7 protein-coding genes are annotated in these 12378 nt (G+C 61.2%); all 7 read left to right on the top strand.

Annotated features, from left to right (window positions below):
* The first annotated feature begins 17 nt into the window (after positions 1 to 17).
* The 7 genes from ACW5XD_RS20290 (at position 18) to ACW5XD_RS20260 (ending at position 12340) form a co-directional block, all read left to right on the top strand.
* On the top strand, positions 18 to 914 hold the full coding sequence (locus tag ACW5XD_RS20290; RefSeq protein ID WP_456496457.1) for an ion channel: 897 nt from the start codon (positions 18 to 20) through the stop codon (positions 912 to 914).
* A 236-nt stretch (positions 915 to 1150) separates the two neighbouring features.
* Positions 1151 to 1957: an exodeoxyribonuclease III gene (gene xthA, locus ACW5XD_RS20285; protein ID WP_456496436.1), complete on the top strand. Its 807-nt coding sequence runs from the start codon at positions 1151 to 1153 to the stop codon at positions 1955 to 1957.
* 342 nt (positions 1958 to 2299) lie between these two features.
* Positions 2300 to 3499 carry an efflux RND transporter periplasmic adaptor subunit gene (locus ACW5XD_RS20280; protein ID WP_456496435.1) on the top strand — a complete coding sequence of 400 codons (1200 nt, stop codon included), beginning with the start codon at positions 2300 to 2302 and terminating at the stop codon, positions 3497 to 3499.
* Between the two features lie 9 nt (positions 3500 to 3508).
* Positions 3509 to 6637: an efflux RND transporter permease subunit gene (locus ACW5XD_RS20275; protein ID WP_456496434.1), complete on the top strand. Its 3129-nt coding sequence runs from the start codon at positions 3509 to 3511 to the stop codon at positions 6635 to 6637.
* A gap of 211 nt (positions 6638 to 6848) precedes the next feature.
* Entirely contained in the window at positions 6849 to 7301 is a 453-nt protein-coding gene (locus tag ACW5XD_RS20270; protein ID WP_456496433.1) for a hypothetical protein, read from the top strand.
* A gap of 328 nt (positions 7302 to 7629) precedes the next feature.
* Positions 7630 to 9138 carry an efflux RND transporter periplasmic adaptor subunit gene (locus ACW5XD_RS20265; RefSeq protein ID WP_456496432.1) on the top strand — a complete coding sequence of 503 codons (1509 nt, stop codon included), beginning with the start codon at positions 7630 to 7632 and terminating at the stop codon, positions 9136 to 9138.
* A 73-nt stretch (positions 9139 to 9211) separates the two neighbouring features.
* Positions 9212 to 12340 (top strand): efflux RND transporter permease subunit, encoded by a 3129-nt coding sequence (locus ACW5XD_RS20260; RefSeq protein WP_456496431.1) that lies wholly within the window; start codon positions 9212 to 9214, stop codon positions 12338 to 12340.
* Positions 12341 to 12378: the final 38 nt, after the last annotated feature.

Raw genomic sequence — 12378 nt, 5'->3', positions numbered from 1 at the left:
AGGCAGGGGATCACGAACTGTGCCGCTGGCACGATCCCCACGCCAACCATCAGAGTCCCCATACCGCTCGCGAGCTGGAGCACTACATTCACCAGGGCGGTCTGTGCCACGGCCTGCAACTGGCCCGCGCCAACCTGGCCGGCCTCAATCTGGTAAAGAAGGGGGCCCCGCAGGGCTTCTTGCTGGAGCAGTGCAACCTCTACCGGGCCAACCTGCAAGGGGCTCACCTTTACGGTATCCGCATCAAAGGTGGCAGCCTGATGAAGGCCGACCTCAGCGACGCCAACCTGCACTGCGCCGAGCTCGACGACGTCAACCTGCTCGGCATTCGCTGGCACAATACCCGACTCGACAACCTCAACACCGGCAAACGGCTGATGCAGGAGCGGCGCGGACGCAAGGAACGGGATCCGGTGCAGGCCCGCATCTGGCTGAAAGAGGCCGAGGAGACCTACCGGGACCTGCGCAAGGCCTCGGAGGCACAGGGCATCTTCACCATGTCCGGCCGCTACATACAGCAGGAGCTCACCATGCGCCGGCTGCAGTTGCCGCTCTGGTCGACCCAGCGCTTCACCTCCTGGATTGTCGATCTGTTCTGCGGTTACGGTGAGGCCCCCATGCGGGTGGTGCTATTCTCCCTGCTGCTCATTTTCATCTGCAGCATCTTCTACTTCTTCTTCGGCCTGAGCTTCAACGGCAACCACCTCATCTACCGGCCTGGCGCCCCCTTCGAGCAGAACGCCATCTTCCTGCTCGAATGCCTCTACTACAGCGTGGTGACCTTTACGACGTTGGGTTACGGGGACTTCACCCCCATCGGCCTGTCGCGGATCTTCGCCGCCTTCGAGGCCTTCACCGGCAGCTTCACGCTGGCGCTGTTTGTGGTGGTGTTCGTCAAGAAGATGACCCGCTGACAACCTGCCCACGATCTTGCTGCGAGGCCGTGATCAAGGCTCATGTGCTGCTCGGAATCCTCACGTATCTCTATACGCTCCGGTTCCTGCGCTGCGCTTCACCTTGCTGACAGCCTCTCGCGACAGCTCGTGAACAGGTTACCGAGCAGCTGCGCCAGTCACAGCCCCCGAACTTGCATCCACGGCGGATTCCTAGTCCAATAGCGACTTATAAAAATGACATGAGCATCCCGGACATGAAGATCATCTCTTTCAATATCAATGGCCTGCGCGCCCGTCTGCACCAGTTGCAAGCCATCATCGACAAACACCAGCCGGATGTGATCGGCCTGCAGGAGATCAAGGTACACGACGAGGCCTTCCCGCTGGCGGATGTGGAGGCCATGGGCTATCACGTGGCGTTTCACGGCCAGAAGGCCCACTACGGGGTGGCCATCATGAGCAAGCAAAAGCCGGTCAAGGTGGAGAAAGGCTTCCCCACGGATCCGGAAGATGCCCAGCGCCGGATGATCATGGCCACCTTCGAGCGAGAAGATGGCTCCCTCATCAAGGTGATGAACGGCTACTTCCCCCAGGGGGAGAGCCAGGATCACGAGACCAAATTCCCGGCCAAGCAGAAGTTCTATGAGGATCTGCAGCACTATCTGGAGACTCACCACACCCCGGACGACGCGCTGGTGCTGATCGGGGATGTGAACATCTCCCCCACCGATCTCGACATCGGCATCGGCGAGGCGAACCGCAAGCGCTGGCTGCGGGATGGCAAATGCTCCTTCCTGCCCATCGAGCGTGAATGGATGGAGCGTCTGAAAGGGTTCGGCCTGACCGACACCTTCCGCGCCGCCAACCCCACGGAGTGCGAGCGTTTCTCCTGGTTTGACTACCGCTCCAAGGGCTTTGACGAGAATCGCGGCCTGCGCATCGACCTCATCATGGCCTCCGACGCCCTCAAGGACAAGGTGACCGAGACCGGCATCGACTACGAGCTGCGCGGCATCGAAAAACCCTCCGACCACGCCCCTATCTGGGCCTGCTTCGCCTGATGAATGCACACAGTGGGGACGTTTGACGCCCCCACTGTGACCAAGCCCCCACTTCCCCGCCCTTTTCCTTCTTATAATGCCCGACAGACCACCTACGCCTCGCGCAACGCTTATTATTGAGAGCATCCATGCTCTGGACACAAGTTGTCGCTGGCTCGCCTTTATGCCCTTATTGGCACTGATAACTTTTAGCACCGAGCAGCTTGGGTTCAATATTCTTGCTTTATCATTTAAAAATTGTCAGTAATCCAATGAGTTAAATTTGTAATCATGCAGTTAACTATGTCCGTTGAAGAGAAGGTTGGGCGCAGCAATCGTGCGCCGTCCCACAGGAGTGTGATGATGAAGGTGCGAAACATCAGGGAAGATATGTTCAAACGCTGTGGCATTGCCCTGGCATTGGCCAGCCTGCTGACCGCCTGTGGCGATGACGCCAGCAGCCAGGTTCAGGCACAGCCCCCTGTGCCAGTGGTGGTCGCTGAGGTCAAACTGACCGACGTCCCACTCACCACCGAAATGGTGGGGGAAACCGCCGGTTTTCGCGAGATCGACGTGCGCTCCCGGGTGAGCGGCATCCTGCTCAAACGCACCTACGTAGAAGGCCAGCCGGTCACCGCCGGCCAGGAGTTGTTCCTGATCGACCCCGAGCCCTACAAGGTTGCGCTGGAGCAGTCCAAGGGGACTCTGGCCCAGGAGCAGGCCCGTCTCAACAAGGCCCGCGCCGATCGGGATCGCATCATTCCCCTGTTTAAACGCCAGGTGGTGAGTCGCCAGGACTATGACAACACCATCGCCAACTACGAGGCAGCCATCGCCAGTCATCAGGCAGCCCAGGCCAAGGTGAAGGAAGCAGATCTCAACCTCAGCTACACCCAGGTCACCGCTCCCATCAACGGCATGGCGAGCAAGAGCTCCCAGTCCGAAGGCAGCCTCATCTCCACCAGCGGCGAAAATGGCCTGCTCACCACCATCACCCAGTTCGACCCGCTCTACGTCAACTTTTCTTACTCGGAGCAGGACCGACTCAACTTCGAAAACTCGGTGAAAAAAGGACTGATTGAAGCCAAGGATGCCACCAACTGGCGCACCCATATTCGCCTCTCCGACGGTTCCATCTACCCCGAGGCGGGCAAACTCAACTTCTCCGACAGCCGGGTTGATCCGCAGACCGGCACCATCCGTGCCCGTGCCATCTTTGACAACAAGGCGGGCGCCCTGCTGCCCGGCCAGTTCGTGCGCATGACCATCGATCTTGGCCTGCGCAAAAATGCCATCGTGATCCCCCAGCGTGCCATCGTTCAATCCCAGGCGGATCGCATGGTGATGGTGGTCGATGCCGACAACAAGGTGGTGCCACGCCCGGTTCAGCTCGGCCAAAACGTTGACAGTGGTGTACTGATCGACAGCGGCCTCAATGCCGGTGATCGTTACATCGTCGAAGGTCTGATGAAAGCGCGCCCCGGCACCGTGGTCAAACCGGTCTCTGCCGACGAGATGAAGGCTATCACCGGCAAGGTAGTCAGCCAGTCTGCGGCCAAGTAAGGAGCTCGTATGTTTTCCAAGTTCTTCATAGAGCGCCCCATCTTCGCCAGCGTGATTTCGATCATTATCGTGCTGGGCGGGTTGGCGGCGATGCGCTCTCTCCCCATCGAGCAGTACCCCCAGATCACCCCACCCGTAGTGCAAGTCACGGCCTACTACTCGGGCGCGACTCCGGAAGTGATCTCTCAGACAGTGGCAGCGCCATTGGAGCAGCAGATCAACGGTGTAGAAAACATGATCTACATGCAGTCAGGATCAGCCTCCAACGGCCAGATGAACCTCAATATCTATTTCGATATTGGCACTGATCCGGACCAGGCCACCATCAACGTCAACAACCGGGTCTCGGCCGCCATGGCCCAGTTGCCCGATGACGTAAAAAAGCAGGGGGTCACGGTTCGCAAGAAATCGACTTCCATCCTGCAGGTGGTCACGCTGCAATCTCCGGACGGTTCGTTTGATACCACCTATCTGTCGAACTATGCCCTGCTCAACATCATTGACGAGCTCAAGCGAATTCCTGGCCTGGGTGATGCAACCCTGTTTGGCGGCACCGACTACGCCATGCGCATCTGGCTGCGACCGGACCGGCTGGCTCAGCTCGAACTGACCCCGAGCGACGTGATCAATGCCATTCGCGAGCAGAATACCCAGTTCGCGGCGGGCAAGATCGGCGCCCAACCCACCAGTGCCCCCATCGACTTCACCTACACGGTGCAGACCAAGGGGCGCCTCGAGGATGTGAAAGAGTTCCAGAACATCATCGTCCGCTCCATGCCCGATGGTTCCAAAATCCGGGTGCGCGATGTAGCCAGGGTCGAGTTGGGCGGCAAGGATTACGACGTTACCGCCAGCGTCAATGGCAAGTCAGCCATCGGTATTTTCACCTACCTGCAACCGGGTGCCAATGCGGTTCAGGTAGCGGAGGATGTTGAAAAAACCATGTCTCGGTTGCAGGAACGCTTCCCGCAGGGCCTGGAATATCGCATTCCCTATGACACCACCGAGTTTGTGAAGATCTCCATCGAGGAGGTGGTCCATACCCTGTTCGAGGCGATCGCACTGGTGTTCGTGGTGGTCTACCTCTTCTTGCAGAACTTCCGCGCCACCCTGATCCCCTGTATCGCAGTGCCGGTCTCCCTCATCGGGACCTTCGCCGGCATGTTGGTGCTGGGTTTCTCCATCAACCTGCTGACCCTGTTCGGCATGGTGCTCGCCATCGGTATCGTGGTGGATGACGCCATCGTGGTGCTGGAGAACGTCGAGCGGATAATGCAGGAGAAGAAGTGCTCGCCCAAGGAAGCGGCCATCCTCGCCATGCAGGAGGTGTCAGGCCCGGTCGTTGCCATCGTGCTGGTGCTGTGCGCCGTGTTCCTGCCGGTCGCCTTCATGGGCGGCATGACGGGGGTGATGTACAAGCAGTTCGCCATCACGGTCGCCGTCTCGGTAGCCATCTCCGGTCTTATCGCCCTGACTCTGTCGCCGGCCTTGTGCGCCGTGCTGCTCAAGGAAGGTCATCACAAACCGGCCCGCTTCTTCGTCTGGTTCAATAACAGTTTTGACAAGCTGACCAGCCGCTATGTGCGCGGTGTGGCCTTCCTCAACCGCCGGGTTGGCGTGGCCTTTTGCATCATTGCGGTGATCATTGGATCGATCGGCATTCTGCTGATGAAGGTGCCGGGTGAATTGGTGCCCGATGAAGATCAGGGCTACCTCATCTCCTCCATCATGCTGCCGGATGCGGCGTCGCTGACTCGTACCCAGGCGGTGGCCAAAGATTTCGACAAGATCATCATGAACAATCCGAACGTGCAGGATGTGGTGACTTTCTCCGGCTTCGACATTTTGTCCAACTCCATCGTCAGCAACCGCGGGCTCTCCTTCATTCCTCTGAAGGATTGGAGCGAGCGCAGCGGGGCCGGGCAAGACTCTTTCGAACTGGCCAAGAAATTCCAGGGTTATAGCGCCTTCGGGCTTGCTGACGGCTTTGTCGCCTCCTTCAACCCCCCTCCGATCCAGGGCATGTCAACCACAGGTGGTCTGGAAGGCTACCTGCAAAACCGGGGTACCGGGGATGCACTGGCTTTCTCCAGTGAAGTGGAACATTTCCTTGAGGCAGCCAAACAACGCCCCGAGCTTGCCAACGTCACCACCACGTATCGTGCCAATGTGCCCCAGGTCTACCTGGATCTGGATCGCGAGAAGGCCAAGGCGCTGGGGCTGCCCATCAATGCGGTGTTTGACACCATGCAGGCCACCTTCGGCCAGGTCTATGTCAACGACTTCAACCAGTTCGGCCGAACCTACCGGGTACAGTTGCAATCCGAAGCGGACTACCGCGCCAAGAAGAGCGATATCCGCAACGTCTATGTCCGCTCCGACAAGGGGGAGATGATACCGCTCAGCAGCCTGGTGACGGTGCGCGATGCCACAGGCCCAGAACTGGTCGAACGTTTCAACATCTTCCAGGCGGCCAAGATAATGGCGCAGCCGGCACCGGGTTACAGCTCGGGTCAGGCCATCGCCGCACTGGAAGCCGTTGCAATCAGCACCCTTGGCAACGACGCCAAACTGGAGTGGACCGGCGCTGCGTATCAGGAGAAAGCGGCCGCAGGCAGTGCCGGCACCGCGTTCGGCTTCGGCATCGTGATGATCTTCCTCATCCTGGCCGCCCAGTATGAACGCTGGAGCCTGCCGTTTGCGGTGATCACCGCAGTGCCATTCGCCCTGTTCGGCGCACTGCTCGCGACCTGGCTGGTGGGGCTCACCAACAACGTCTACTTCCAGATAGGGCTGGTGACGCTAGTCGGTCTTGCCGCCAAGAACGCCATCCTGATAGTGGAGTTCGCGGTAATGAAGCACGAGGAAGGAATGAGCCTCATCGAGTCAGCACTGGAGGCGGCGCGGCTGCGTTTTCGCCCCATCGTCATGACGTCGCTCGCCTTCATCCTCGGTTGTGTGCCGCTGGTGACGTCGAGCGGGGCTGGCGCGGCGAGCCGTCACGCCCTCGGCTGGCCGGTCATCGGCGGCATGCTGGCGGCGACCTTTATCGCCATCTTCTTCATCCCGCTCTTCTTCCGCCTTATCATGAAGCGATCGGAACGACCCCGCGCCCCCGCGCCCCAGAAGAAACAGTGACACTGACAAGCCCCCGCCGATGCGGGGGCTTTGTTATGCATACGCGCCCCCCTCCTTGCGCTTCCATCTGCGCCCTCCCATCCACGCAATCCCTTCCCTCCTCAGGCAACGCACTGGCGGGATCACAACCACGCGGATTGGCATGTACTTACCTTGACCTTACTCTCAAGGTAAGGTTTACAGTGACCCCAATCATCATCAGGACATATCCATGCTGTCATCGAGATTGCCCACTGAGCGCATTGCCCGGCTGTTGCTGGCGCTCATGCTCGTCTGCAATCTCACCCTCTGCATCAGCTGGCACGGGATCGAGGTCATCTCCCCCGCCATGGCGACCGGCAATGACAACGCAACCATGAGCGCAACCGCCATGCAGGGGCTCGCCTGCCACACAATGGCATCCGATGATGGAGCGCAGGGCAATGCCATAAGCCAGGGGGAGTGCCAGATGCACGGCGGCCTCACCTCGCCAACCGGTGCCGGCCTGCCACTGCTGGCAGCCCTGCTGACTCTGCTCGTTCTTCCTTTGTTGCTGCTGCCCCATCTGGGGGTCGCCAGCCATCTATTCGATCACTGGTTGCGGGATCCCTTCCTGCGATCTCGCGGTACTCACCCTCCCTCCTGGCCCCGCCGACATCTGATGCTGTCGGTGCTGCGCCATTAGAAAGCGCTTCTCTCGCGTGCTCGCGGCAAGGCTTATCTTGTCGCCTGCGCACGCTCTTGCCTGACCCTGTCACGACTGGCCCGGCCGGTCACAACAGGGAGCCGTGCGTCCGCTGATTCGTCAGCAACGCCCCGTTCGCCGCCCCTGCCCAAGTGTGCTGCCGTGATAACGGCAGCCATGTGCCACTCTGGCGCACATGCAACCACAGCAGCCCGGCGGCCTGACAGAAGAGAAGCCGTATCATGTCATCTGCCCGCATTCCCGGACAAAGTGCCAAGCACTGCGTCAAACCTGGTACCACCAGCCTCCCGCAAACAGGAGGTACACGATGAGCCAGAAACTGCTGGTCTCTGCCCTGCTGCTTGCCCTCGGTGCAGGTGGCGGCTACTGGGCCGCCAAACAGACAACCGACGGCGCCAGCGCCAAAGAGAAGGCTCCGCTCTACTGGGTCAATCCCATGGATCCCCGCGACAAGCGCGATGCCCCCGCCAAGGACAACATGGGGATGGACTTCATCCCCGTCTATGAGGAAAAACAGGGCGGCTCCCCCGGTACCGTCACCATCAGCCCCGAGATCCAGCAGAATCTTGGCGTGCGGCTGGCCAAGGTAGAGACACTACCCATCCACCAGCAAATAGAGACGGTGGGATACGTCGGCTATGACGAGGACAGGCTGGAGGCAATCAATGCCCGCATGGCGGGCTGGATCCGCACCCTTGCCATCAAGAGCGAAGGTCAGCGGGTCAGCAAGGGGAGCCTGATTTACGAGCTCTACGCCCCGGATCTGGTCAACGCCCAGCACGAATACCTGCTGGCACTCAACACCGCCAACCCGCTGCTGCTGCGCGCCGCCGAGGGCAAGCTCAAGTCCCTGCAGGTACCGGCAGACCAGATTGCCGCCCTCAAGCGCAGTCGTCAGGTGCAGGAGACGGTGCGTATCTATGCCCCCAGCAGCGGTTATGTGTCGGAGCTGAACGTGCGCGAAGGCCAGTATGTGGAACCCGCCGCCGCCCTCTTTAACATCAGTACCCTGCAGCAGGTATGGGTGAGCGCCGAGGTGTTCGAACGGCAGGCGGCTCAGCTGAAGGTGGGGGATCCGGTCACCATGACCCTGGACTACGCCCCCGGCCGCAGTTGGCAGGGCCGGGTGGATTACCTCTACCCCACGCTGGATGCCGCCACCCGCACCCTCAAGGTACGGTTGCGCTTTGCCAACCCGGATGAGTTCTTGAAACCCAACATGTTCGCCAAGGTAAGCATCCGCACCGGCAAGGGGGAACCCCAGATGGTGGTACCGAGCGAAGCCGTGATCCGCACCGGCAGCCAGAACCGGCTGGTGCTGGCGTTGGGGGATGGCAACTTCAAGTCGGTGGCCGTCACCCTCGGCGCCCAGTTTGGCGACAAGGTCGCTATCAAGGAGGGGGTCGAAACGGGTGACAGCATCGTCAGCTCGGCCCAATTCCTGCTCGACTCCGAATCAGCCATCGATTCGGACTTCCAGCGCATGACGGCGGTGCGCCCCACCCAGGTATGGACCCAGGGCCAGGTTGAAAGCATCGATCTGGCAAGCCGCACCCTGATGGTCTCCCACCAACCCATCCCCGAGTGGCAGTGGCCCGCCATGGAGATGGAGTTCACCGTGGCAGAGGGAGTCGATATGAGCCAGCTTGGCAAGGGTCAAACCCTGCATCTGCAGGTGGAACAGGAAGGAGATGAGTACCGCATCACCACCATCCATCAGGAGAGTGCTACGGCAAACGGCGACGCCGCCAAGCCAGCGATGGACGAGATGGAAGGGATGGACCACAGCCAGCACGACATGGGGGCCAAGCCATGATCCCGTCGATTATTCGCTGCTTGGCCGGCAACCGGCCTCTCCTGTCTATGCATCATGAGCAAGGAGCCAAGCCATGATCCCTTCCATCATTCGCTGGTCGGTCGGCAACCGCTTTCTGGTGCTGCTGCTGACCCTGATGCTCACCGCCTGGGGGCTCTGGTCGGTCAAGCAGACCCCGGTGGACGCCCTGCCGGATCTCTCCGACGTGCAGGTGATCATCAAGACCTCCTACCCGGGCCAGGCGCCCCAGGTGGTGGAGGATCAGGTGACCTACCCACTCACCACCGCCATGCTGGCGGTGCCGGGGGCCACCACGGTGCGCGGCTACTCCTTCTTCGGCGACTCCTTCGTCTATGTGCTGTTTGACGACAGCACGGATCTTTACTGGGCCCGCGCCCGGGTACTGGAGTATTTAAGCCAGGTCGCCCCCAATCTGCCGGCCGAGGCGAAACCCCAGCTTGGTCCGGATGCCACCGGGGTGGGCTGGGTTTACCAGTACGCCCTGGTGGACAGAAGCGGCAAGCACGATCTCAGCGAGCTCACTTCGTTGCAGAACTGGTTCCTCAAGTACGAGCTGCAGACCGTCAACGGTGTCTCCGAGGTGGCGACCGTGGGCGGCATGGTGCGCCAGTATCAGGTGCGGGTCGATCCGGACAAGCTGCGCGCCTATGGCATCCCGCTCTCCCTTATCGAGACCGCCATCAAGCAGGGCAACCAGGAGACCGGCGCCTCCGTCATCGAGATGGCGGAAGCGGAATACATGGTCCGCTCCAACGGCTATCTGAAGAGTGTGAAAGACCTGCAACAGATCCCGCTTGGTACTACGGTACGGGGCGCCCCGCTGCTGCTGGGTGACGTGGCGGATGTGGTCACCGGGCCCCAGAGCCGGCGCGGCATTGCCGAGCTCAACGGCGAGGGGGAAGTGGTGGGTGGCATCATCGTCATGCGTTACGGCGAGAATGCCCAGCACACCATAGACGGGGTCAAGGCGCGGCTCGCCCAGCTCAAGAGCAGCCTGCCGGAGGGGGTGGAAATCGTCACCGTCTACGACAGATCCGATCTTATCCAGCGCGCCATCGACAACCTCTCCGGCAAGCTGCTGGAGGAGTTCGCCGTGGTGGTGCTGGTCTGTCTCGCCTTCCTGTTCCACCTGCGCTCATCTCTGGTGGTGGTCATCACCCTGCCCATCGCCATCCTGACCGCCTTCATCGTCATGCACCTGCAAGGGATCAACGCCAACATCATGTCCCTCGGCGGTATCGCCATCGCCATCGGCGCCATGGTGGATGGCGCAATCGTGATGATCGAGAACGTGCACAAGCACATGGAGCGGGAGGCGCTCACCGACAAGAACCGCTGGCGCATCATCACACAAGCGAGCATAGAGGTGGGGCCCGCCATCTTCTTCTCCCTGCTCATCATCACCATGAGCTTCTTGCCGGTGTTTGCGCTGGAGGCGCAGGAGGGACGCATGTTCCATCCGCTGGCCTACACCAAGACCTACGCCATGGCGGCGGCGGCCGGGCTCGCCATCACGCTGGTGCCGGTGATCATGGGGTACTTCATTCGTGGCAAGGTGCTGGCCGAACAAGCCAACCCCCTCAACCGTGGCTTGAGCCAGGCTTATATCCCGCTGCTACAGGCCGTGCTGGCGCGCCCCAAAACCACCCTGGCCGCCGCACTGCTGGTGACAGTGGCGGGTTTCTGGCCGCTCCAGTATCTGGGCTCCGAGTTCATACCGCCGCTCGATGAGGGAGACATCATGTACATGCCCACCACGGCGGCCAACATCTCGGTGGGCAAGGCGCGGGAGATCTTGCAGCAGACCGACAAGCTCATTCGTACCGTGCCCGAGGTGCAGAACGTGTTCGGCAAGGCGGGCCGCGCCGATTCGGCCACAGACCCCGCCGATCTGGTGATGATGGAGACCAGCATCCAGCTCAAGCCTCGCGACCAATGGCGCCCCGGCATGACGCCGGAGAAGCTCAAAGAAGAGCTCGACTCCCTCATCCGCTTCCCCGGCCTCACCAACGCCTGGGTGCCCCCCATCAAGACCCGTATCGACATGCTGGCCACCGGCATCAAGACCCCGGTCGGCATCAAGATAGCCGGACCGGATCTCAAGGTGATCCAGCAAGTCGGCCAGCAGTTGGAGCAGATCGTCGGCAAGGTGGCGGGGGCAGCCTCCGTCTACGCCGAACGGGTAGCCGGTGGCCGCTACGTCAAGGTGGATATCGACCGGCTCAATGCCGCCCGTTATGGCCTCAACATCGCCGACGTGCAGGCGGTGCTTGCCACCGCAGTGGGCGGCATGGACGTGGGCCAGACCATAGAGGGTCGCGAGCGCTACCCCATCAACCTGCGCTATCCCCAGAGCTACCGCGATTCCGTTGCAAGCCTCGAATTGCTGCCGCTGGTCACTCCCAAGGGGGAGCGGATCGCGTTGGCGGACGTGGCCCGCGTCTACATCAGTGACGAGGCCCCCATGCTGCGCAGCGAGAATGCGCGCCTGAACGGCTGGGTCTACGTGGATATTCGCGGTCGCGACATCGGCACCTTCGTCGCCGAGGCCAAGGCCGAGGTAGGCAAGCAGCTGGTGCTGCCGGCGGGCTACGCCCTCACCTGGTCGGGTCAGTACGAATACATGGAACGGGCCAAGGCGCGCCTCGCCTACGTGGTGCCGCTCACGGTCGCCATTATCGTGCTGCTGCTCTATCTGGCGTTTCGCCGCATGCAGGAGGTGTTGCTGATCCTCACCACACTGCCGCTCGCCGTGGTGGGCGGGATCTGGACCGTCTGGCTGCTGGACTTCAACCTCTCGGTGGCGGTGGGGGTGGGCTTTATCGCCCTGGCCGGGGTGGCGGTGGAGACGGGTGTGCTGATGCTGGTCTACCTCAACCACGCCTGGGATGACCTGGTGGCCCAGGGCAAACCGGACAAGGCGGGCCTGCATCAGGCCGTTATTCACGGCGCCGCCCTGCGCCTGCGCCCCAAGATGATGACGGTGGTGACCATCATCGCCGGCCTGTTGCCCATCATGTGGAGCCACGGCACGGGCTCCGAGGTGATGCAGCGCATCGCCGCCCCCATGATCGGCGGCATGGTGAGCGCGCTGGTGCTGACCCTGCTGGTGCTGCCCGCCGCCTACTACCTGTGGCGCAGCCGAAGCCTTGGCAAGACCGCGAACCACGAAGCCGAATAACCCGAATTTACAACCGATTTTGAATAAACGACGGAAGG

The organism is Aeromonas enterica (assembly GCF_054052465.1).
This window is presented reverse-complemented; position numbering and strand designations above follow the sequence as displayed.

Coding starts and splice junctions, on each gene's coding strand:
- ACW5XD_RS20275 (WP_456496434.1), top strand. CDS start 3,509: ATGTTTTCCAAGTTCTTCATAGAGCGCCCCATCTTCGCCAGCGTGATT.
- ACW5XD_RS20265 (WP_456496432.1), top strand. CDS start 7,630: ATGAGCCAGAAACTGCTGGTCTCTGCCCTGCTGCTTGCCCTCGGTGCA.
- xthA (WP_456496436.1), top strand. CDS start 1,151: ATGAAGATCATCTCTTTCAATATCAATGGCCTGCGCGCCCGTCTGCAC.
- ACW5XD_RS20270 (WP_456496433.1), top strand. CDS start 6,849: ATGCTGTCATCGAGATTGCCCACTGAGCGCATTGCCCGGCTGTTGCTG.
- ACW5XD_RS20260 (WP_456496431.1), top strand. CDS start 9,212: ATGATCCCTTCCATCATTCGCTGGTCGGTCGGCAACCGCTTTCTGGTG.
- ACW5XD_RS20280 (WP_456496435.1), top strand. CDS start 2,300: ATGAAGGTGCGAAACATCAGGGAAGATATGTTCAAACGCTGTGGCATT.